Source organism: Peribacillus sp. FW305-BF15, assembly GCF_058783805.1.
This window is the reverse complement of the sequence record NZ_JBYSYV010000015.1, coordinates 31,727-55,102: the sequence shown is the minus strand read 5'-3', so window position 1 is coordinate 55,102 and position 23,376 is coordinate 31,727. Positions and strand designations below refer to the sequence as shown.

Annotated in this window: 23 protein-coding genes; 5 read left to right on the top strand and 18 right to left on the bottom strand. The window is 41.8% G+C overall.

Features of this window, described 5'->3' with window-relative positions; all coding sequences use genetic code 11:
- The first annotated feature begins 93 nt into the window (after positions 1 to 93).
- A complete protein-coding gene (locus AC3WLU_RS16790; protein WP_063577806.1) occupies positions 94 to 1,317 on the top strand; it encodes an MFS transporter in 1,224 nt (407 codons plus the stop codon).
- A 113-nt stretch (positions 1,318 to 1,430) separates the two neighbouring features.
- On the top strand, positions 1,431 to 2,162 hold the full coding sequence (locus tag AC3WLU_RS16785; RefSeq protein ID WP_057278998.1) for a ZIP family metal transporter: 732 nt from the start codon (positions 1,431 to 1,433) through the stop codon (positions 2,160 to 2,162).
- Between the two features lie 294 nt (positions 2,163 to 2,456).
- On the opposite strand, the gene AC3WLU_RS16780 is transcribed toward AC3WLU_RS16785, so the two are convergent.
- Positions 2,457 to 2,699 (bottom strand): aspartyl-phosphate phosphatase Spo0E family protein, encoded by a 243-nt coding sequence (locus tag AC3WLU_RS16780; RefSeq protein ID WP_034314155.1) that lies wholly within the window; start codon positions 2,697 to 2,699, stop codon positions 2,457 to 2,459.
- 467 nt (positions 2,700 to 3,166) lie between these two features.
- A complete protein-coding gene (locus tag AC3WLU_RS16775) occupies positions 3,167 to 5,326 on the bottom strand; it encodes a PAS domain S-box protein (RefSeq protein WP_492597605.1) in 2,160 nt (719 codons plus the stop codon).
- A 277-nt stretch (positions 5,327 to 5,603) separates the two neighbouring features.
- Here AC3WLU_RS16775 and AC3WLU_RS16770 point away from each other — a divergent pair, with 277 nt between their 5' ends.
- Positions 5,604 to 6,629 carry an acyltransferase family protein gene (locus AC3WLU_RS16770; protein ID WP_063576967.1) on the top strand — a complete coding sequence of 342 codons (1,026 nt, stop codon included), beginning with the start codon at positions 5,604 to 5,606 and terminating at the stop codon, positions 6,627 to 6,629.
- Positions 6,630 to 6,833: 204 nt separating this feature from the next.
- Entirely contained in the window at positions 6,834 to 8,594 is a 1,761-nt protein-coding gene (locus tag AC3WLU_RS16765; RefSeq protein ID WP_095391730.1) for a B12-binding domain-containing radical SAM protein, read from the top strand.
- Positions 8,595 to 8,630: 36 nt separating this feature from the next.
- Here the strand turns inward: AC3WLU_RS16765 and AC3WLU_RS16760 are convergent, their stop codons facing one another.
- Both AC3WLU_RS16760 and ykzP read right to left on the bottom strand, forming a co-directional pair.
- On the bottom strand, positions 8,631 to 8,777 hold the full coding sequence (locus AC3WLU_RS16760) for a hypothetical protein (RefSeq protein WP_164468810.1): 147 nt from the start codon (positions 8,775 to 8,777) through the stop codon (positions 8,631 to 8,633).
- The gene (ykzP, locus tag AC3WLU_RS16755) at positions 8,770 to 8,934 is read right to left on the bottom strand and encodes a protein YkzP (protein WP_057278994.1); all 165 of its coding nucleotides are present in this window, start codon (positions 8,932 to 8,934) and stop codon (positions 8,770 to 8,772) included. Before ykzP ends, AC3WLU_RS16760 begins: the two co-directional genes overlap by 8 nt.
- 122 nt (positions 8,935 to 9,056) lie before the next feature.
- Between ykzP and AC3WLU_RS16750 the strand changes: the two genes are divergently transcribed.
- Positions 9,057 to 9,392 (top strand): DUF3905 domain-containing protein, encoded by a 336-nt coding sequence (locus AC3WLU_RS16750; protein WP_034314168.1) that lies wholly within the window; start codon positions 9,057 to 9,059, stop codon positions 9,390 to 9,392.
- A gap of 69 nt (positions 9,393 to 9,461) precedes the next feature.
- Here the strand turns inward: AC3WLU_RS16750 and AC3WLU_RS16745 are convergent, their stop codons facing one another.
- From AC3WLU_RS16745 to AC3WLU_RS16680, 14 genes are all read right to left on the bottom strand, one after another.
- Positions 9,462 to 10,439, bottom strand: a complete 978-nt coding sequence (locus AC3WLU_RS16745; RefSeq protein WP_034314170.1) for a quinone oxidoreductase family protein — start codon at positions 10,437 to 10,439, stop codon at positions 9,462 to 9,464.
- A gap of 16 nt (positions 10,440 to 10,455) precedes the next feature.
- The gene (locus AC3WLU_RS16740) at positions 10,456 to 11,235 is read right to left on the bottom strand and encodes an enoyl-CoA hydratase/isomerase family protein (protein WP_268564749.1); all 780 of its coding nucleotides are present in this window, start codon (positions 11,233 to 11,235) and stop codon (positions 10,456 to 10,458) included.
- A 17-nt stretch (positions 11,236 to 11,252) separates the two neighbouring features.
- A complete protein-coding gene (locus AC3WLU_RS16735) occupies positions 11,253 to 12,032 on the bottom strand; it encodes an SDR family NAD(P)-dependent oxidoreductase (RefSeq protein ID WP_268936757.1) in 780 nt (259 codons plus the stop codon).
- A gap of 29 nt (positions 12,033 to 12,061) precedes the next feature.
- Positions 12,062 to 12,820 carry a 2-phosphosulfolactate phosphatase gene (locus AC3WLU_RS16730; RefSeq protein ID WP_492597604.1) on the bottom strand — a complete coding sequence of 253 codons (759 nt, stop codon included), beginning with the start codon at positions 12,818 to 12,820 and terminating at the stop codon, positions 12,062 to 12,064.
- A 4-nt stretch (positions 12,821 to 12,824) separates the two neighbouring features.
- Positions 12,825 to 13,886: a phosphotransferase family protein gene (locus tag AC3WLU_RS16725; RefSeq protein ID WP_492597603.1), complete on the bottom strand. Its 1,062-nt coding sequence runs from the start codon at positions 13,884 to 13,886 to the stop codon at positions 12,825 to 12,827.
- Between the two features lie 29 nt (positions 13,887 to 13,915).
- Positions 13,916 to 14,317, bottom strand: a complete 402-nt coding sequence (locus AC3WLU_RS16720) for an acyl-CoA thioesterase (RefSeq protein ID WP_063576973.1) — start codon at positions 14,315 to 14,317, stop codon at positions 13,916 to 13,918.
- Between the two features lie 15 nt (positions 14,318 to 14,332).
- On the bottom strand, positions 14,333 to 15,112 hold the full coding sequence (locus tag AC3WLU_RS16715) for an enoyl-CoA hydratase (protein WP_098184729.1): 780 nt from the start codon (positions 15,110 to 15,112) through the stop codon (positions 14,333 to 14,335).
- Positions 15,112 to 15,996, bottom strand: coding sequence for a 3-hydroxyacyl-CoA dehydrogenase family protein (locus AC3WLU_RS16710; protein WP_413002083.1), 885 nt, complete (start codon positions 15,994 to 15,996; stop codon positions 15,112 to 15,114). Before AC3WLU_RS16710 ends, AC3WLU_RS16715 begins: the two co-directional genes overlap by 1 nt.
- A gap of 43 nt (positions 15,997 to 16,039) precedes the next feature.
- Complete coding sequence (locus AC3WLU_RS16705) at positions 16,040 to 16,603, bottom strand: TetR/AcrR family transcriptional regulator (RefSeq protein WP_098184731.1); 564 nt, start codon at positions 16,601 to 16,603, stop codon at positions 16,040 to 16,042.
- A gap of 72 nt (positions 16,604 to 16,675) precedes the next feature.
- Positions 16,676 to 18,286, bottom strand: a complete 1,611-nt coding sequence (locus AC3WLU_RS16700; RefSeq protein ID WP_413002181.1) for a long-chain-fatty-acid--CoA ligase — start codon at positions 18,284 to 18,286, stop codon at positions 16,676 to 16,678.
- 37 nt (positions 18,287 to 18,323) lie between these two features.
- The gene (locus AC3WLU_RS16695) at positions 18,324 to 19,097 is read right to left on the bottom strand and encodes an SDR family oxidoreductase (protein ID WP_268936763.1); all 774 of its coding nucleotides are present in this window, start codon (positions 19,095 to 19,097) and stop codon (positions 18,324 to 18,326) included.
- Positions 19,094 to 20,323, bottom strand: a complete 1,230-nt coding sequence (locus tag AC3WLU_RS16690; protein ID WP_492597602.1) for an acyl-CoA dehydrogenase family protein — start codon at positions 20,321 to 20,323, stop codon at positions 19,094 to 19,096. Before AC3WLU_RS16690 ends, AC3WLU_RS16695 begins: the two co-directional genes overlap by 4 nt.
- 107 nt (positions 20,324 to 20,430) lie before the next feature.
- The gene (locus AC3WLU_RS16685) at positions 20,431 to 21,753 is read right to left on the bottom strand and encodes an ATP-binding protein (RefSeq protein WP_492597601.1); all 1,323 of its coding nucleotides are present in this window, start codon (positions 21,751 to 21,753) and stop codon (positions 20,431 to 20,433) included.
- 190 nt (positions 21,754 to 21,943) lie between these two features.
- Positions 21,944 to 23,338, bottom strand: a complete 1,395-nt coding sequence (locus AC3WLU_RS16680; protein ID WP_492597600.1) for a TrkH family potassium uptake protein — start codon at positions 23,336 to 23,338, stop codon at positions 21,944 to 21,946.
- Positions 23,339 to 23,376 lie beyond the last annotated feature (38 nt).

Sequence of the window (23,376 nt, the reverse complement as noted above, 5' to 3'; positions counted from 1 at the left end):
ATTTATTTAAAGGTGTCATGCATACGGTGCATGCTTATTGAATCTATTTATGGAATAGGTAAAAATCTTAATAAGGAAGAAGGATATATACAGATGGGAAGTATCGCTGCCATTAAAACAAAAACGCAAAAACAAGATATGACTCTGAAAATCATGATCATCATAGGCATATGCCATTTAATGAATGATTCTCTTCAGGCCGTCGTACCGGCCATGTTCCCAATCCTCGAAAAATCAATGTCGCTTTCATATACACAACTTGGAATGATTGCATTCTGCCTGAATATCGTCTCATCGCTCCTGCAACCGGCAGTTGGGTTTTATACGGATAAAAAACCGTTTCCATATGCATTGCCCATTGGGTTGACCAGTACTTTAATCGGGGTCATCATTCTCGCAATTGCCCCAAACTATACCATTATCCTTGGTGCAGTCATCCTGATGGGCTTAGGGTCGGCCATATTCCATCCGGAAGGCTCCAGGGTTGCCTACATGGCAGGCGGACCAAAGAGAGGCCTGGCACAATCCATTTATCAGGTCGGCGGGAATAGCGGGCAGGCACTTGCCCCACTCATCACAGCCATCGTACTTGTCCCATTTGGTCAAAAGGGCGCACTCTGGTTTGCCCTGGTTGCCTTAATGGCCGTTATCCTATTGCTGTATATTGCCAATTGGTATTCCCAAAAATTAGTTCACTTCCAGCCTAAAAAGCTTGCTGCAAAAATAATCAATAAAGAGCGGTCCCATAAAGTGGCCAAAGCCTTGGTATTGATTTTATTCATAATCTTTGCCCGTTCCTGGTATGTATCGTGCATGACGAACTTTTATAGTTTTTATTTGATCGAACAGTATTCATTCACGATAAAAGCCGCTCAATTTTTCCTATTTGCCTTTTTGGCAGCTGGTGCTGTTGGTACTTTTTTCGGAGGCCCGCTTGCTGATAGATTCGGACGTAAAAACATCATTTTCTTTTCTTTCGCTGCCAGCATGCCAATAACCGCACTTTTACCATTCGTACCTCCTACAGCCGCTTTTATCTTATTATTGATAGCGGGATTCATTATAATGAGCAGTTTTTCCGTCACGGTAATATACGCACAGGAATTGGTCCCGGGAAAAGTCGGTACGATGGCAGGCTTGACCGTAGGTTTGGCCTTCGGAATGGGTGCCATTGGATCCGTTTCATTGGGAGCCATTGCAGATATAATTGGAATTGAATCCATGATTAAACTAGTGGGATTCCTGCCATTACTGGGAATCATCAGCATATTGCTACCGTCTGATCTAACATTGAAAAAATGGTATGCAGAAGATTGATGCAAAATGGTTTTTTCCAGGAACATATTCTTTATGTCTAAATACAATGAATTATTGTTTCACCCAAAAATCCGCAAAGAAGTAACGATAAGTACCTTACAAAGGAGAAATTTATGAGTGGAGTTTTATTAGGAAGCATCCTATCTGCTATGTCTACAGGGTTTGGTGCGTTACCGATCTTGTTCATTCAAGGTTCAATCACACATCGATTCAGAGACACGCTACTGGCATTTACCGCTGGAATCATGATGGCTGCTTCGTTATTGAGCCTGATCCCGGAGTCTCTGGCCACCGGAGGGTATATTCAGCTGGTAATTGGGGTTTTTCTCGGGGTAATGACATTAACGGTCATGGAACAAAACATTCCTCATATCGATCTCAGCCATACGAAAAGTGGTATTCAGTTCGATGAAAAGGCCTTGCTCATCATCACTGCCATTACACTCCATAATATTCCTGAGGGGCTTTCTGTCGGGGTCAGTTACGCCTCTGATACAGCTGATACAGGTAACTTGATCGCTTTTGCCATCGGCCTGCAAAATGCTCCGGAAGGCTTACTGGTCGCCTTGTTTTTAATTAATCAAAAAATCGGTAAACTCACAGCATTCCTGATTGCAACCTTAACCGGCACCATCGAAATAATTACAGGCTTACTGGGTTATTATTTAACCTCTTACATTGGGTTCCTGGTTCCATACGGCCTAGCTTTCGCCGCCGGGGCCATGCTTTTCATCGTTTATAAGGAACTGATTCCCGAAAGCCATGGGGATGGTAATGAACGCACATCCACCTATTCCTTCATTATCGGCCTTTTGTTCATGGTCATATTATTGGAAATTTTATAATTGCGGTACTTCCATGGCTGGCTCCATCAAGTGAGTCAGCTCTTACTTTTTATTTATCAGTGTAATCCATTCAGAAAAATTAAGACTTCTAAACCAATCCGATGCACGAAGGACACCTTCTGGTGACCTCCCCTCGATATATACCCCAAATCCAAAGGAAATTCAAAAGATATATTCTTGTTTATATAAGTCTTTCTTTATTTGTTTTCAGATATGTTTCATTTCACCAGAAATCACACAAAGTTGATTGTCTCTTGCCTGCTAATATAAAAAGTCATGGGCATTCAGTTCCTTCTAAAAGGAAATGTCTTCATTAAAGGGCTGCTGTACAATAACAACCATTTCATCTCGCTTATTTCTCACTTCCACTGATGAATGATGTTGAAGGATCAGATACTCATTTATAAGTTTGTCAAGCTGCTCGCTTTGGCGAAGGGTATACTCATGGCCAAGTCCATACATTTTCGCCAACTCCATCATTTCCCAACGCTTCATTCGAATCTCAGAACAAATTTCCGTTGCACACCTAGAATTCATAACTACATTCACTACTCCTGCCCTTTTAAAGTTACATTATAATAAAGAAGTATTACAAAATATGCCTTATATGTAAATAGATTCGCAAAAAAAGACAAAACTTCTTAAATTGCGATATGGCTTGGTCCATCAGCAGACAGGATATGACGGAAATTCCTAAGCATAAGCATCATATATTGATCAGGAAGATTTCATATGAAGCCAGCTCCGAAAATCGCTTTGAAAGATTCCCCTATTTGGATGCTATTATTAGTCTTCGCTTATTCAATTCGAGCAAATAATTTCTCAATGATTTAAAAGCAGGACAGCCCCTTAAGTGAAGCAAAAATGTTTATCATTATTACAACCCTCATTTGAAATCCCAGGATAATGATGATGGAACAAAAAAGGAATCCGATAAAGGATCCCTAATGAAGTATCCATGCTTTCCGTTAACTTAAGAAAGGTATAGAGCATCCCCTTCTACATTACTCGAATGGCAAATAAATATGAAAGCTCGTCCCTTTTCCCACTTCGCTTTCCACTTCTATATAGCCATTGTGTTCTTCAATGATTTTATAGCTGACCATGAGCCCCAGTCCTGTTCCCCTATCCTTCGTCGTATAAAAAGGTTCACCCAATTTTTTTAGCATTTCCGTTGAAATCCCCATGCCTTTATCAGTAATTGAAATGCAAACGTATTTCTCTGAAAATCGGCTTGTTTTAATGTGAACAGATCCGCCATCCGGCATGACTTCCAATGCATTTTTGATGATATTAATGAACACTTGCTTTAACTGGTTCGCTTCACATAAAACCTTACATTCATCTTCTTCAAAGTTTGTCTCGAATTGAATATTTTCCAACAGTGCCTGAGCGGCCAGTAATTCCAGTGTCTCTCTCAATATGGTATGAACGTCCTGTTTGAAAACTTTTAGCGCCTGGGGCTTTGCCAGAACCAAAAATTCCGTGATAATGGTTTCGATTCGCTTAATTTCGGATGTAATCACATGAAAATATGTGGAAAACTCCCCTTTAACACCATCCTCAAGCAACTGGATAAAACCTTTTAAAGCTGTCATTGGATTCCTGATTTCGTGAGCAATACCTGCCGCCAATTCACCAACGACATTCAAAGTATCCGATTTACGGATTTGTTCCTGCATTTCGAGATTTTTACTCACATCACGGAAAATGCTTAAATTCAGATTCGAATATAAATTTTTCCTCGTCAAAAATTCAATATGCTTAACTCTTCCATCTTCGAATGTTATCGGAATGATGGAGGAGTATACCTCATGCTTATAAACATTTTCAATGTGAGAGTTCAATTCTGAAGCATTTTCAGGAATTTTTTCGATGAACCCCTTAACAGATAAAGAAAGCAGTTTGCGCTTCGAAATCTCCAATATTTTCTGACCCGCTTCATTAATATCCGTGAACCCTTCATGATTCCATAAAATCAGGCCGTCTAATGTTCCCTCAAAAATCTTCCTGAACTTCTTCTCACTATCCCTTAATTCCTTCTCAATCAGCCAGCGCTCACTGACATTTCGAAAGATCGTTACGTTATATCCGTCACCTTCATGTTTTTTTGCAGTCAATTCCAGCAATTTAATTTGGTTATTAGGCATTTTATAAATCAGCTCACCACGCACCTGAGTGTCTCTTTCAAACGTTTCCATCATCTGACTAAAATGGTGATTGTTGCTGTAAACGTATTTCCAGATATAACTGCCAATCAAATCCTCCCTGCTGGATTCGAATATTTTACATGCTGAATGATTGACCCGAAAAATGATCCCGTCATCATTCCAGAATATGATTGCATCCATGGACTGGTCGAATAATTCCGCAAAAATCCGTTCGCTCGTCTCTAACTTTTTTTCTATTATATTTGATTCTGTGATTCTTCCAAGCACAGACATATATAGTTCATTTCCTACCGTTGAACTTATCGAAAAAGTAAAATGATGCAGTGCATCCCCGACCTTTATCTCTACCTCCCCTTTATAGTTCGACTCATCAAAGGCTCTTTGTATGCTATCATCCCAATATCCCCGATAATCTGGGGAGATGAGGTCCCTCATATTCTTACCGACAATCTCTTTTTTCGGAATGCCCAAGGCATGGATAAAGGCATGGTTCACTTCCATTATTATTCCTGAACTGTCGAATAGAACGATGCTTTCTATGGCTGTATCGAAAATGTCCAAAAACATCTGTCTTGACATCCCTGTTTCCCTTGACGAAGAAACATCCAATGTCACATCCCCCAAACGATAGAACTGCTGTCCTTCGGAAAGTGATCCCATTCGTATAAACTCTATTTGCTTAAGGGCTCCTGTATGTAGCTGGATAATTTGCCTTTCACTTTCATTCGAGGTTTTTAGGGTGCTTGACACTTCCTGGTTATTTAAAGGGATGAAATCGAGAAAATCAGTTATCCTCATGGACTCCAGTTGATCTTTAGGTGTTTCCAGCAGGGCACAAGCGGCATCATTGGCATAAGTGAGACGCAGCTCCTCATCAACCCTGATATAAGGCTCTGACATTGAATCGAACATATTCAGAAACCCTTCGATCTGTTTATTCAATTTTAAAATTTCCTGTTTATATTCCGTTTCATTCTCATAACCGATATTCATATTAACCCCCCTCATCAAAACCCATACCTACCCAACCATATTCGACATCCATCTTGATTTTCCTCGGTATTTTTCGAAAATCAGGACAAACACCTTTATCCAAAATTAACCTATATATCAAATGATAGTATATTGAATGCTGTAAAACTTAGCGTTAAGCTTAATTTAAGGTTTTTATAATAAATTTAATAAATAATGATTTAGTACAAGGTATTTAGGGAATAAGAAATAACAATGCTTTCTAGCTACCTTAAAATTTATTAAATGGAGGCAATAAATGAAACAACGTGATTTTTTCTTCGATAACGCCAAGTTCATTCTCATGGCATTTGTCGTCTTTGGTCATTTGCTGAATACGTATATACATGACAGTGAAACGATATATGCTTTATATAAAACCATTTATTCCTTTCACATGCCTGCCTTTATCCTTGTTTCAGGATTCTTTGCGAAAGGTTTTTATCAAAAAGGGTATTTAGGTAAAATTACTAAAAAGCTGATTTTACCCTACATCATTTTCCAATTGATATATACCGTTTACTATTATTTCTTATATGAACGTTCTGCCATCACTGTAGACCTGCTTGACCCCCAATGGTCGCTATGGTTCTTGATCAGTTTATTCTGTTGGAACATCATGCTGCTTGGTTTCTCAAAGCTAAAGCCATCAGTAGGCATAGGTTTATCTTTAATAATCGCATTATTGATTGGTTATATAGACAATATTTCCAATTACCTTAGTCTCTCCAGGACATTCGTTTTTTTCCCGATGTTTTTGATTGGGTACCATTTAAGCAAGGAACATTTAAAAAAACTATTCACTCCCAAAGTTCGTTTGGCATCACTTATTGTCATGTTAGTGATTTTTATCGGTTTTTATTTAAATACCGATATTAATTATAAATGGCTGCTCGGTTCGAAACCATATGCCGAACTTGAAGATGCGACAATCGTGTCCATGTTTAAACGCCTGGGATTTTATGGATTGAGCATCATTTCAGTGTTCAGCTTCCTTTCGTTCATCCCACGCAGACAATTTTTCTTTACGAATTGGGGTAAACAAACCCTTTATGTGTATCTGCTGCATGGTTTCTTCATTCGTTTCTTCCGCGAAAGCACCATACAGGAATACTTCAGCAATACAGAGAGCTTTATAATGCTCGCCGGACTCTCTTTCTTGATTACCGTGTTATTATCAAGTGAAATGATCGCTTCCATGGCACAGCCGATCATCGAATTGAAGGCGACCAAAACAAAACGATTCATGACTAAAACGAAAGACTATATTAAACAAGCGTTTTAAATAAAACGGATGAAGCTTTCCTGCTTTATCCGTTTTTTCAAATTCGTTTTCTTATCCGACTTTTCAAGCAGAAAAGATTCCCCTTCAATACCATAACTCATTTTTCAAATGGAGCACGCTATGGTAAAATAACTCGTTAGTGCTTGTTGGCTTAAAAAGACATGTACACGAAAGGAGCCAGGCGTTTCTTTTACGCCCTTTAACATGAATATAATAATCAGTACTCTTAACGCAAAATATATCCATACATCGCTATCCATCCGATATTTAAAAGCTTACGCCCAGCCTGATTATGATGTCCAGCTGGCAGAATATACGATAAAAGATCCAATTATGAACATCGTTGGTGACCTTCATTCCAAAAAACCTGATGTCATAGGGTTCAGCTGCTATATTTGGAACATCGAGGAAACAATGAAAGTCGTAGCCATGCTTAAAAAAATCAACCCGGAATTGGTCATCATTCTCGGCGGACCTGAAGTCACCTATGATGTTGGGGAATGGCTTGATCAGATTCCCGGGGCTGATTTCATCGTAATCGGTGAAGGTGAAGTCACCTTCAAGGCCCTTTTATCTGAAATTGAAGGTTCGAATGACTATAAGAAGATCGGCGGCATTGCGTACCGACAGGATGGAAAAAAAATCATCCAGCCTCAGAACGGCAAGGTTGATTTAAAATCCCTCCCTTCTCCATATCGTTTGGAGGAAGACCGCGGCGACCTATCTAAACGTGTCACCTATATCGAAACTAGCCGAGGTTGCCCGTTCAGCTGCCAATTTTGCCTTTCATCGATTGAAGTGGGTGTCAGGTATTTTGATCGTGAAAAGATTAAAGAAGATATCAGGTACCTTATGGCTAATGGTGCAAAGACCATTAAGTTCGTTGACCGAACCTTCAATATCAGCCGAAGCTATGCCATGGAGATGTTTCAATTCTTAATCGATGAGCATCTTCCCGGTGTGGTTTTCCAGTTCGAGATCACGGCGGACATCATGCGTCCGGAAGTTATTCAGTTCTTGAACGACAATGCCCCTGCAGGACTGTTCCGCTTTGAAATAGGGGTACAATCGACGAATGATCATACGAATGATCTAGTAATGAGAAGACAGAATTTCGAAAAACTGACCAGGACCGTAACCATGGTAAAAGATGGTCAGAAAATTGATCAGCATTTAGACCTTATTGCCGGTTTACCGGAAGAAGATTATCATTCTTTCCGAAAGACCTTCAATGATGTTTTCGAGCTTAGACCCGAAGAGATGCAGCTTGGTTTCTTAAAGATGCTTCGTGGAACCGGCTTACGGATACGAGCCGATGAACACCAATATATATACAGCGAACATGCTCCTTATGAAATATTGGGGAATAATGTTTTATCCTTCGATGACATTGTCCGCATTAAACAAGTTGAAGATGTACTTGAAAAATACTGGAACGATCATAGAATGGATCATACTACGGAATATCTTGTCAAAACGGTATTTCAATCACCGTTCGACTTCTTTCAAGATTTCGGTACCTATTGGGATGAACAAGGGTGGTCACGAATCGGCCATCAGCTTGAAGACTTGTTCAGACGTTTACAGCAGTTTTTGGCTTCCCGGGAATCTGCCGAACTGAAAAACATTATCGGACTCATGAAATTGGATTATTTCATGAATCAAAAATACAAACCACGTAAACCTTGGTGGGAAGCTTCATTAGATAAAAGTGGTCGGAAAGAGATATATGAATATATTCTCAATAAGCCTGAACAGCTTGGTTCCTCTTTCACCGCTTTGGCCCTGAATGAAAAAGAAATACACAAACACACGTTGCTCGAGGCACTTCCCTTTGATTTGGAAACGTATTTAGCTGAGGGAACAATCGTCGATAAACCTTCATTCATGCTTGCCTATTTTGATCCGAGTGGTAAGGGATCAACGATTTTCCCTCTTTCAAAATCCGGTAGCATCATGCTTTAATAATAAGGACGGACCCAAGGCTGGGTCCGTCCTTTTTTACTTATCACTTTCACGTTTTTTATTTTCTTTTGCCAAAATTTCATAAATTTTAGTTGCGTTCATATCGCCGCTGAATTCGATTCCAAATTCAGTTCGTACATGTTCACCCATCTTTTCCCCGCTGTTCCGTTTTTCTTTATCCATTACTTCTTCCTTTTCTGCCTTGCTTTGAATTGCGGTTGGCACCTTTCATTGCATTTTCCTCCATTGCGAACTCATTGGAAAATTCATTTTCAGCTTGATTTCTTTTTGGCGTTTTACTTGCTTTTACAGCTCCATCCACATTGGCTTTCCGTTTCATTTTCATCCACCCTTTTTAATATAGTTTACCTTTTAGAATGGGGTAAAAATGCCGGAAATTATTCAGGGATAATATAGGGACAGACGAGAAAAATAACCGTAAAACGAAAAGGGAGACACTACATGAAAAAGAAATTGGATTCACCAATTGTCAACGATACACAGCCACACCAAATTAACGCACCAAGCTTTAAAGGGACCGGCATAAAACCACAGGCTCCATTCGTCAATGATTATGGAGTCGTCATTGGCGACAGTAAATATGCCTCTGAAAACTCACCACTCGAAAACTGGAGCGAAGATACAGACCCGGAAATCATGGCTGGAGACGAATGGGTACACCCCACCAATGATATAGGCTGGAATTCAACTGAAAACCGCCAACTATTAGAGTCTAAAATAGCGCCACAGCCGCCTTTCATGCATCCAGATAAAGATGTTAGCACTGATACGGATTGAGGCGTGCTTTCTTTAGGGTCAAAGGAACAAGTGAAATCCTAGAAGGGGTGCATCATACACCCCTTATTCTCATTTAACCTGCAAAATCAACTTCCCTTTCGTTTGCCGGGCGTTCATTTCCTCATGAACGGCTGCTGCCTTTTCAATTGGGTAGATGCCCCCGATAGTTAACTTAAGCTCCCCAGACGCAACGTATGCAAAAAGGGCTTGAATGCTAGGCAACAGCAAATCCGGGTGCTTCATGATCTGTGGCAGGAAAAATCCCACGACGGATTGATTGCGCCTCATTAATTGCTGCGGGTTCATCGTATAAGGCTTACGACTTGCATTGCCAAAAACAACAAGACGTCCAAAGGGAGCCAAACATTTCAACGTTTTATTGAAAATATCCCCTCCAGCCATTTCCAGCGCGACGTCTACTCCCTTTCCTCCCGTGACCTCACGGACTTTCATTTCCCATCCTTCTTGCGTGTAATCAATGAGTTCATCCGCCCCCATCTCTTTAGCCAGTTCCAGCTTTTCCACTGTACTGGCGGTGGCAATCACTTTTCCAGCCCCGAAGATTTTGGCTAACTGTACGGCAATCGATCCCACTCCCCCTGCAGCAGCATGGACCAATACCGTTTCGCCCTGTTGCATGCGTCCCATTGTCTTAAGAATATGATAGGCGCTCAGACCTTGGAGGGGCAAGGCAACAGCTTCATGGAACTGAATGGCATCAGGAAGCGGAATGGCCGAGAATTCATCAGAAAGGGCATATTCTGAATATCCACCAGATTCAATTAAGCTGACGACCCTTGTACCAGGTTTGATTTTGGTCACCTTTCCACCGACTTCCACCACTACGCCAGCCACTTCCGCACCGGGAATGAACGGAAGCGGCGTAGGAACTACATATTGCCCTTCCCTTCTGGCTGTATCTGCATAATTGACGCCTACACAATCGATTTCAATCAGAACTTCATGCCCTGTTGGCACAGGTCTTTCCATTTCAGTCAATTTCAGTACTTCCGGTCCGCCGTATTCTTCAAAATGAATAGCTTTCATCTTTATCCCTCCCTTATTAATTTCCTGTAAATTCCGGCTTTCTTTTTTCTTTGAATGCCGCTACCCCCTCCAGATGATCTTCCGTGGAAGCCATCAAGGTTTGCGTAATACGTTCCTGTTCCAGTATTTCATCAAGTGTAGCCGTAAATGAATGGCTGACGAGCTTTTTCATCATCCCATATGCTTTTGTCGGTCCATTTGCCAGTTTTACCGCAAGTTTCAATGATTCCTCTTCAAGTTGATTGAGTGGATATAAATAATTAATGACACCTAGCTGATATAAGCGTTCCCCGGTAATTGGCTCGGCCGAAAAGAAGAGCTGCTTTGCAAGGTGGGGCCCTACTAATTTAGGTAAAAAATACGAACCCCCTCCATCAGAGATCAGGCCTACCTGTGAAAAACTCATGGCAAATTGACTATCATCGGAAGCCACGATCAGATCACAGGCGAGTGCCAAATTGAATCCGGCACCAGCAGCAAATCCATGGACGGCAGCGATTACAGGAACCTCGGAAGCACCCAGAGCCAATATGCATTCATTCATTCTGCCAACATGATCATACAATTGACCTGCAGAGGCCTGCCCCATTGACTTCACATCGCCTCCTGCAGTGAATGACCTTCCCGCACCTTTGATGATGACTGCCCTTATATGCGGTGTTTGTTTAACATCCTTAATTGCTTTCGTTAAGCTTGCAATCATATCCGGACTAAATGCATTCAAGCTTTCAGGGCGATTCAAAGTCAGGATCATTACATTATCGATTACTTCTTTCAATAAGTGTTCTTTTAACATTTACCCATCCCCTTTTTCTATTTGATCAACCAGCCGCCATCCACCAATAAATCCGTACCAGTCATATAGGAAGCCTCCGGGGAAGCAGCAAAGGTGATGACATTACTTATTTCCTCCGCTTTCCCCACTCTTTCCAGTGCCGTGTTCCGTTGAATGGACTTTACGAATTTTTCATTTTGCAGTCCATCCTCCGTCAATGGCGTTTCAATGAATCCCGGTGATACGGAATTGACCCGAATGCCGACTGCAGCGAGTTCCAGTGCCAAAGATTTCGTTAAACTGATGACTCCGGCTTTAGCAGAGCTGTAATGCGGGATGAACGCTCCTGCCTGATGTCCTGACAGTGAAGCCACATTCACGATTGCCCGATTGCTGGAACCTTCAATTCCGCCACTAGCTCCTTCTTCCATCAATTTCCCCAAATACTTGGAAACTAGAAAGACACTTTTCAAATTGACATGTTGAATCATATCCCAATCAGCTGCAGATGTATCCAGGAGCTTCGAGGACTTTGAACCACCTGCGTTATTGATTAAAATGTGAAGGTCACGATATTTTTCCTTCACATACTTGGCCAGCTCCATTACCTCTTCCTCGACGGTAACATCTGCAGGGAAAATATCAGCAACCGGAATCGGGTGCCTGGCATTGATTTCTGCAGCTGCTTCCTCCAGCTTTCCTTTCGTCCGCCCTACCAACAGCACTTTTGCCCCTTCGTCCGACAAGCGCATCGCCGTAGCTTTCCCAATACCAGAGCCTGCACCTGTCACCACCGCTATTGACTGCGAAAACCTCATCCCCTTCACTCCTTATCTTTATTTTTGAACTACGATTCCTGCCTTTTCAATTCCGCCTCGATCCTTCCATCCACCAACTCTGGGACAAGATCCAACGAACCTTTTTGCGCCGCCAATTCCAAATCGGCGATCAAACTATGTTTGTCAAACAACTGTCCGACATACGATGATTTCAGGATATCAAAGGCATTTTCGCTATTCGTGCGATAAAGCGCATTGGCAGCCTTTGCTGCATCGTTGAGTATGAACGTACCTTGTGATCCAGCAATCAGGCAATCTATCAAATGGCCTGCACCGTAAAAGTCTTCCAGACTGAATTCACCTGAATTTCCCGAACAAACGATGAGGATCGTTTCTGTTTTATGATACTTTTTTATTTTTTCCGCAACAGACGGATTATTCAACAAAGAAGCAATATAAACCCTTTTGGCAGCGGCTGAATTCCTCAACGCGACCGTTCCATTAGTAGTGGACAATATTAAAGTTTTGCCGCGTACCAACTTACCCAATAGCGTTGGACTTGGATACATTAAATCATCAACCGGCTTTGCTTTTAGTTCTCCTGCCACTACAAAATCGCCATGGTCCAATTCCTGGCTTTTCACCAAGGCATCCAGTGGATCCATGACAGGTATCACCTGGCGTGCTCCATCATGAAGTGCTGAAATAATCGTGGTAGTCGCTAATAACACATCCAGGATGACCGCAACTTTCTCCCCTTCTTGAAGCTTTTCCACATCTATCTCTTCTTTTTTTAGTAGTAAATGAATGTTTTGAATATATTCCATTTTATTAAACTTCCTTCGCAGCTACATTTGCAGCATGAGTGAGTAAGCTTTTCACCGTTTTTCCAAGATTGGAAAAACGGGGATCATCAGTCTGGCCTTTTTTATATCGATAATAGATTTGCTGAAGGATGACAGCTAACTTAAAATAACCAAAGGTTAAATAAAAATCGACGTTGGTAACATCCCTGCCACTTCTTGCTGCATACGTCTCGATAAACTCCCTTCGAGTCAGGAAACCAGTTAAAGTCGTGACGGACGCTTGACCCACACCGATTTTGATAAGTTCCGGGTCACCGCTTTCAGTCCAGTAGCTTAATGCCACTCCTAGATCGGCCAGCGGATCACCAACGGTGGACATTTCCCAATCAAATAAACCAACCATCTCTGTAAGGTCCTGATTGAACATGGCATTATTGATCTTATAGTCATAATGGATTATTGAAGTCTGGCTATACTTCGGGATATTCTGTTGAAAATAATTAATAAGCGGACATATTTCCTTTATTTCATCAGTCTTTGCTCTCTCATAGCGGGAAATCCATCCGTGTACTTGTCTTTCAATGAACCCTTCAGGTTTGGATATTTCGACCAAACCCGTTTTCTCATAGGGAATCGAGTGAAGATCAGCAAGCCGATTCACCATCACATATGAAAGCTGTCGGCACTTTTCAACAGTAGGCTCGATTCCCTTCGGAAATTCAGTATCTATTACAATTCCATGTTTCCTTTCCATTAGGAAAAAAGGGGCCCCCGCAACCGATTCATCATCCGAGAACAGAAAAGGCTCGGGAGCTGCTTGGAAATATGGGTTGATTGAGGAAAGGATATGATGTTCACGCTTCATATCATGTGCCTTTGGAGCAACAGGGCCAAGCGGCGGCCTTCTGAGAACAGCCTCCCACTCACCAACTTTCAGCTGATAGGTCAAATTGGAATAGCCCATAGAAAATTGTTGTAATTCCAACGGTTCATTTGGAAGGTCCCATACATTTTTTCTTAGGAAACCTTCTAATGCACCAATATTCAATTCCTCGCCGGGCCGAACAGGAATCGTATCGTCAACCATGTTCTTCCACTCCTTTAGACTTTGTCATTCTAATTATGAACAAGATGTGAAATGAGCTTTTCTTTAATAAATTCAGGAATAGGTTCACTTTTTTGTTTCAAAAAATTAAAACAGACTAAAACTGCACTTCCTTTAGCAATCACTTCCCCAGTTTGTGAACAGAGGATATCATGGACCATATCACAGCTTTTCGTACCTACCTTTGTCAAAGATGTACGAATGGTCAAGAGTTGATTGAAATATCCCTGAGCAATAAAGTCGCATTTAGTGGAGGCTAACAAAAAATTCCAAGATTCTACATTTGTCGCTAGGCCTAAAGCTTCAAAAAATTTCAGGCGTGCTTCTTCGAGGTATACGAAATAGCTTGTGTTATTGATGTGGCCCAAAGCATCCGTTTCGGAAAAACGGACGTTGACTTCCAATTCATGCATAAGACCCCTCCTTTATTAACGATGTACGAAAGCAGGTTTACGTTTATCCAAGAAAGCGGAAACTCCTTCTTTAACATCTTCAGTTTGGAAGATTTCTTCAAAAAGATTCGTTTCAATCTCTAGACCTTGTTCAAGTGTTGCCTCACTTCCTTCATTAATCGCCTTCTTGATTCTCGAAAGTGACTGAAGTGAGTGCCTTGTCATTCGTGAGGCCAAGATTTTCGCTTCCGATAAGCCGCTGCCTTGCTCAACGACTTTATTGACAAGCCCAATCTTTTCCGCTTCCGCGGCACCAAGCGGATCACCGGTAAATATAATCTCTTTTGCCTTTGCATTTCCTACAAGTCTTGACAAACGCTGTGTACCGCCAGCTCCAGGGAATAAGCCTAATTTCACTTCCGGCAGTCCGATTTGAACTTGTGTTTCAGCTACTCGCAAATCACAGGCCAGTGCCAGTTCGCATCCGCCGCCCAAGGTCAGGCCATTTAATACAGCCATCGTAGGTTTAGGAAACTGTTCGATTTTAGTTAGGACGGCATGACTTTCCTTAACCATTTCTTTCATATTCGGGTTCCCCATCATGCTAGGGAATTCTTTTATATCAGCCCCGGCCGCAAATGCGATATTGCCTGCACCGGTTATGAGTACCGCAACAGTTTCAGTATCTTTTGAAAGTTCATCGAAAGATTCTCCCAATTCTCTGAATACTTGTTTACTGATTACATTTAATGGAGGATTATCGATGGTGATGACCGCAAGCTTATTTTCCTTAACCACTTTAATTAATTTTGTCATCAATTCTTCACTCCTTGGTTTGGATAATCATACCAGCCTTTTCCTGTTTTCCTGCCTAAATGTCCTTTATTCACCTTTTCTTCTATACAAGCATTTGGCTTGTCTTCTTGATTTCCAGTTTCATTGAAACGCTGCTGCATGACAAAATACCCTACATCAATACCTGATAGATCCATCAGTTCAAAAGGACCAATGGGATGGCCTAAAGCTTTCCTGCAAATCAAATCGATATCCTTATAGTCAACAATTCCTTCTTCATACAAATATAAGGCCTCACGCTGCAACGCTCCCAAAATTCGGTTGGCTACGAATCCCGATATCTCTTTCCTCAACAAAACTCCTGTCCTATTCATATTCTCTGTGACTTCCATTGCAAGCTTCGCTGTTTCCTCGGATGTTTGGTCACTCATTACAACCTCAACGCAATCCATTACTAGAGGCGGGAAAAAGAAATGCATATTAATGAAATTATCCGGACGATTCGTTACACTCGCAATCAGGCTATTGACAATCGTTGAACTATTCGTGGCAAAGATGGTTTCTGCTGGGGCCAGTTCTTCAAGTTTGGCGAAAACCTCCTGCTTCACATCAAGTTTTTCAACTACCGCTTCAATGATCAAATCAGCCCCACTGGCCGCTTTCTCAAGATCGGTGGTATATTGAAGACGGCTAAAAGCAGCCAATTTACGATCTTCAGACAATTTTCCTTTTTGAACCCATTTAGTCAAAATGACGTCCAATTTTTCTTTGGCTGCTTTCAACGCGTTTTCATGAACATCCTGAAGAATCGTTTCGTAACCTCCCAGTGCAGCAAGCATCGCTATTTGATGCCCCATCTGCCCAGCCCCAATAACGGTTATTGATTGAATTTGCTTGTTGGCCATGCCTTCTATCTCCCTTCGACTAACCGGTTAGTATGTAACCTGGTCACGCTTCAATTCCCTGCAGAATCATCCCCATAAAAATGGCTGCAACTTCCTGTTCGGTTTTTTCACCTTCTGGGTCGAACCAATGATAGCTCCAATTGGCCACACCCAAAATAGCAAAAGAGATGATCGATGCATCGAGATTGGCACGCAGTTCTCCGCTCTCGATGCCACTAATCAGAACTTGCTCGATTTTATTACGGAACTCATCCCGCTTAGGAAGGATTTGTGCAAGCTTATCGTCACTTAGATTCTTCATTTCACGGAAAAAGACCGTTGCGCTGGATTTTTTGGTTTTAATGCTCTTTAAAAGCATCAAGACCATATCGAAAAGTTTATCCTTGCAGCTTTTCCCAGGTTCCAACATGATTCTTTCCTGATCGCTAAGCAACTCATCGATATAAGCTAGATGAATATCCATTAGCAACTGCTCTTTGCTCGTAAAGTAATAATAAAACGTTCCCTTCGTCACCCCGACCGATTCGACGATATCAGAAATCGACGTTTCACTAAAGCCCTTCTTTTCAAATAAGCGTATGCTATGTTCTGTCATTTTTTCTTTCATGTATGCATCCTCGCAATCTGTTAAAATTTCAGCTGAATTGATATCATACGCTTTCGTGCCATCAAAGCCCTTTTATTGCCTGGAAAGTTCTTCTCTTAAAGCCCGCCTTAAAATCTTTCCGACATTTGTTTTCGGTAACTCTTCACGAAATTCAACGAAATGCGGAACTTTATAAGCCGATAGGTTTGCACGGCAGTAATCGATGATTTCCCGTTCATTGGCCGTTTTATTATTTTTAAGTACAAGCACCGCTTTTACCGACTCCCCTCGGTAAGCATCTGGAACTCCGATGACAACGGCTTCCTGGACAGCTGGATGTTCATAGAGAACTTCCTCGACATCTCGCGGATATATATTATAACCACTTGCGATGATCAAATCTTTTTTCCTGTCGACAATATAGAGGTATCCATCTTCATCAACTTTGGCGATATCACCCGTATAAAGCCAACCATCCCTTAGGGTAACCGCCGTTTCCTCTGGCATATTCCAGTAACCTTTCATCACTTGAGGCCCTTTGACGACCAATTCCCCCAATTCGCCAGATTCCACTTCTTTTGTTCCATCTCCCAGGTCCATCACTTTATATTCAGTCGAAGGGACACCAATCCCGACGCTCCCAGGTTTCCTTTTTGCAAATGCCGGATTACAATGCGTTGTTGGCGAAGCTTCCGTAAGACCGTAGCCTTCCAATATCTTCGCACCTGATTTTCGTTCGAACTCACGCAGCAGTTCCACGGGCATCGGTGCACTTCCGCTGTTACAGACCTGAATGGAGCCCATTCCATATTCTTCTGCCTTCGGATGATTCGTCAACGCTACATACATGGTCGGTACACCAGGAAAAGTGGTCGGCTGTTCACGCTTAATCGTTTCCAGCACTTCTTCTATTTCAAATCGTGGCAGCATGATGGAGTCACCCGCGATATACACGGATAAATTCATTGCGGACGACATTCCAAAAACATGAAAAAGCGGGATGACCGACAGCGTTCTTTCAGTACCTATTTTTAATTCATGCTTGAAGAATTCATACGTTTGAACGACATTGGCCAGAATATTGCTGTGTGTCAGCATCGCCCCTTTTGAACGGCCAGTCGTTCCTCCTGTATACTGAAGAACGGCTATATCATTTTCCGGATCGATTGATACGGGATTGATTTTTCCGTCTCCTGTCTTCATGAATTGATCAAAAGACGCATCAGGCTGAAAATCTGCATCCGAAGTCTGCAGGCTTACGACGATAATATTTTTCAAATTTGAATGTTGCTGCACACTTTTCACTTTCGGGTATAATCCATCCAATACAACGATCGTTTCTGCACCGGAGTCCTGTAAAATATGCTGCAGCTCCCTTTCAACCAGCATTGGGTTGATTTGGGTGATAATGGCTCCTGTTGTCAATGATCCATAATAAGCTATGACATACTGCGGACAGTTAGGTAGCATGATGGCGACACGATCACCTTTTTGAACACCTTTTTTTTGCAAGGCTGAAGCAAAAGCTCGCGACGCATGAAAAAGTTCCTGATAAGATATCTTCCGGTCATAAAAAGTAATAGCTGTATTGTTTGGATGGGACTCACATGCATTTTGAAGGATTCTTTGCATCGGGAACTCAGGGACTTTTATTTCCTTTGAAATTGAATCAGGATAAACGGAAAGCCATTTTTTTTCATTCATCATTTCATACCCTCCAGCCATATTTACTTACCTTTCATTACTTTGCATGTGAACCCCCATCGACGATCAAAATATTACCAGTCACAAAATCAGATGCCTTTGAGGCCAGGAAAACCGCTGCCCCTTTCAAATCATCATCACTCCCTAACCTTTTTAGCGGCGTGGAATCCAAGATAGGATTCTTTCCTTGCTCAAGAACCCCTTTCGTCATTTTTGTCGGAAAGAAACCGGGTGCGATTGCATTAACATTGATATTATACTGACCCCATTTAACGGCTAAATCCTTCGTTAAAGTAATGACCGCCCCTTTACTCGTATTATATCCGACCGTATCGAGCACCCTCGGGTCGGTACCCCCTAATCCGGCAACGGAAGCGATGTTTATGATTTTCCCATGTCCCTGCTCAATCATGACCCTGCCTGTTGTCTGGCTCATGATAAAGGTTCCGGTTACATTGACATTCATCACCTTCTGCCACGCTTCAAGGGGCATGTCGACGGCTGGTGCCCCCCAGGATGCCCCGCTATTGTTCACTAATATGTCGATGGCTCCAAATTCACGGTAAGTTTCGTTAACGACTTCCTGGACATCTGACGGATTAGTGATATCACACTTGAAAGAAAGCGCCTTGACTCCAAGCTTTTCGATTTGCGAGGCAACTTCGTCACATGCTTCCTTCTTCCTTGAACAAAGTACGACATTTGCCCCAGCTTCGGCAAAGCCTGTCGCTATTTGTGCTCCCAATCCCCTCCCTCCACCGGTTATGATCGCCGTCTTTCCAGTTAGATCGAATAAGTCGGTAACTTTCATATTTTCACCTCATGCTTTTGTTGGTATTTTCGAAGTTCAATTTTAGCAACTTGTGAGCGGTGAACTTCATCGGGACCATCAGCAAGCCTTAAAGTCCGTGCATTGGCCCAATGAGCAGCAAAAGGGAAATCATCGGAAATCCCGGCGGCTCCAAAGCCTTGGATGGCCCTGTCCAGCACATTCAATGCCATATTTGGCGCCACCACTTTTATCATCGCAATCTCCGCCTTCGCTTCCTTGTTCCCGACGGTATCCATCATATAGGCAGCTTTTAAGGTCAGAAGTCTTGCTTGTTCGATTTCAATCCGTGAATCAGCAACCCACTCCATGATTACACCTTGTCTCGCCAATGTTTTACCAAAAGCGACACGCTCTTGAATGCGCTTACATAATTCTTCAAGTGCTCTTTCAGCAGCGCCGATCAGCCTCATGCAATGATGTATCCTTCCCGGTCCGAGCCTTCCTTGGGCAATCGCAAATCCTTTTCCTTCACCCCATAGAATATTCGTTGCCGGGACCCTTACATTTTCAAACGTGATTTCGGCATGGCCATGCGGGGCATGATCATAACCAAACACAGGGAGCATTCTTTCGATTTTGACACCAGGCGTATCGAGCGGGACAAGAATCATTGACTGTTGTTCATGCTTGGCCGCCTCAGGATCTGTCTTACCCATGACGATGGCAATCTTGCATCGGGGATCGCCTGCTCCTGAAGACCACCATTTTCGGCCGTTGATGACATACTCATTACCCGTCCTTTCAATCCTGCATTCGATATTGGTCGCATCGGAAGACGCCACTTCCGGTTCCGTCATCGAGAAGCATGAACGGATTTCCCCAGCAAGCAAGGGCTTCAGCCAGCGTTCTTTATGTTCATCCGAGCCATATCTTACCAATACTTCCATATTACCAGTGTCCGGCGCATTACAGTTGAAGATTTCAGGTCCTATCGTCGACCTACCCATGATCTCGCAAAGCGGGGCATATTCTAGATTTGTTAAACCCGCGCCATAACCGCTATCAGGTAAAAATAAATTCCATAATCCTTCTTCTTTTGCTTTTGCCGTCAATTCAGATAAAATCGGGGGAATTTCACTCCAGCGGCTTTCCTGTGCTTCGAGCTGCTTTTTGTAGGTCGATTCATTTGGGTAAACGTGCTTCTCCATGAATTCCGTTAACTTCATTTCCAGATTTTTCACCTTTTCAGTATGTTCAAAGTGCAAATTGAATTCCTCCTTTTAAACTTACTAACCGGTTAGTATGTTATTACTTTTAAAGTATATACACAAGATTCTGATTTTTTCAAATAATTCAATCTTTTGTTTTCTTGTCATTCAAGATCCCGTATCTTGACCTTTTCGTTCTCACTATATTGCTTTTGTTGCACGGTTGGAAATATACAAACGATTTTCGTACCTTTTTTCAGTTCACTTGTAATGAATACTTTTCCTCCATGCTTTTCGATGATTCTAAAACAAACGGAAAGACCCAAACCCGTTCCTGATGTTTTTGTAGTGAAAAATGGTTCTCCTACTTTTTGAAGGGAGTTTTCCGGAATACCATCCCCTTCATCCAAAATGCTCAAAAAAACTTCCCCATTTTTTTCATTTATGCTCACAAAAATATTTCCGCCATTCGGCATCGATTCTATGGAATTTTTTATCATGTTTATTAGCACTTGCTTGATTTGGTTTTCATCAAAGTACATAAAAATTGGTTCTGAATCATAATTTTTATGAATTTGAATATTGTTCAGTACAGCATTTGTCTCCAACAGCGTTACGGCATGGTTGCAGCTTTCCTTTATATCCTTCTCAAGGAATACCGCCCCAGTGGGTTTCGATAGCAGCAAGAGTTCATTCAGCACTTTCTCGATTCGATTTATTTCCGAAAAAATAATATCGTAGTATTCCTCCTTTTCGGCACCGCCATCTTTAATCAGCTTCACGAATCCCATTATCGCCGTCATCGGATTCCTGACTTCATGTGCAATCCCAGCCGCAAGTTGGGCGGCCGTTGATAACTTGCTTGATGTGATTGCCAAATGTTCGTTTAGGCTCACAAGCTTTTCCTCCGCATGTTTCCGTTCATTGATTTCCGATAATATGCCCGCCGTCCCGATGAATTTCCCAGCGTCATCGTAAATAAGTTTAACGAATGCCTCCACCCAGCTTGTTCCCTTTTTCGCATTTAGTTTAATGTCAGCACGAAAATATTTATCCCCTCGATGAAAGGAGTCCGCAAAGGCCTTTAATACGTCTTGATAAGAATTGTTATCCATATGTTTAGAAAAGTGAAGCCCCAGGGATTCATTCACGGTTGCACCACTCATCGATTTCCATGCCGGGTTTAAGTACAACCATTTTCCTTTATCATCCGTTTGGAAAATAACCTCATTGAAGCTATTGACCAATTCTTTAGAGTAATTGGAGAAAATGCGATAACGCCCTTCACTATCCTGCAATAAAGCTATCGTTTTCCGTTTATGATCATAGATGGCACCCAAACACCAGGCTATGGTTAAAATTACGACTAAATATATTCCTGCAAAGGCGGAAAACCCGCGTTCTTCATGACCCAGCCACCCTATATAGGGTAATATCAATACAAAAAAAAGAACAGGGACAATGATCCTTCCAGTATATTTCTTCACATTCTCCACCTCCTTACCAAAATGATTTATACTTCATCCGATCGAATTCCAAGTAAAGGATCAAATTATGCATATTTGAAATGGTAGGACACTCACTTATAGGTAAATTTCAACATTTTATCCATGATTCCTGCAAACAACACAAAAAACCTTCCCACGGGTGGAAAGGTCACTGTTCAACTTAAATCATTTACCCAATGATGACGCGTTCTTTTGGATAATGGAAATTTTCCGTAACTTCTTTATGGCCTATGATATACAGGAGGGAGGTTATCCCAACACGGCCAATGAACATAATGATCATAATGACAATTTTACCGGTATTGCTGAGGTCAGGTGTAATTCCCATCGAAAGGCCGACTGAACCGAAAGCCGAACATACTTCAAAAATGATTTGCATCAAAGTGAAATTTTCGGTAATGGATAATATGAAGACCGCCATTATGCAAAGAAGCGATCCCATGATCATAACCGCTGTCGCTTTTCGGATATCATCGGGATGAATCTCCCGTTTGAAAACTTTTATGGAACGCCTTCCTCTCATGAAATTCCATAAAAATAGAATCATGATGGCCAGTGTAGTTGTCCGGATTCCTCCCCCGACTGAACTTGGGGAGGCTCCAATGAACATCAATATGCTCAACAACAAAAGGGTCGGTTCCGAAAAGTCACTCACATTCATGGTTGCCAACCCGCCGCTCCGCGTATTGGAGGACATAAATAATGAGTAAAAGAACGATTCATGCCAGTTCTTACCTTTAAAGAACCCACTAATTTCCAGAAGATAAATCAGGATCGTTCCCCCAACGATAAGGGAAAAGAAAGTGACTGAGGTCAGCTTCGTGAACAAAGAAAAATGAAACTTATAAGTACGTGCCTTATTGGACAAAAACTCCCTCAGCTCAATCAAGACAGGAAACCCAATGGCTCCAAGGGTAAGCAGGATAATCGTTATGAACTGTACAAAATAATCGTCTTTAAATGGAATCATCGATATACCGGTAATATCAAAACCAGCATTCGTGGTGGCACTTACGGCTAAAAATAAGCCATTTAAAAAGGCTTCTTTCCCGTTTGGAAAATAATTCAGAAAGTAAATGCCTAAAACGAGAGCCCCTATCATTTCAATTACGACAAATATCTGAATGATTTGGATCAATAATTTAACAAGACCGGAAAGATTCGATTGGTTTTGATCTGTCATGATCAATTGTCTTTCCTTCAAGCCGATTTTCTTGCCCACTATAAGCCAGAAAAAGGTTCCGAGTGTCATGATGCCAATACCGCCAAATTGGAGAACGAACATGAGAATGAAATAGCCTACCTCATTATACACTTCGGGCAAACTTACAACTGTTAGACCTGTTACACTAACTGCACTTACGGCTGTGAATAAAGCATCCATGAATCCAAATTCCACGCCTGGCTTAAGAGCGACCGGCAGACTCAACAGTACGGTCGAGATGCTGACTGCCAAAACATAATAACCGACGATAAGCTGAGCTGGTGTTAACTTTGATAATAATTTTTTGATAGCAAACATAAAGAGTTTCCTTTCTTGCTCCTTTATAGTTATGCAAATCACATAACCATTAAAAATCTAGTTTACCCTTTTTTCATTCT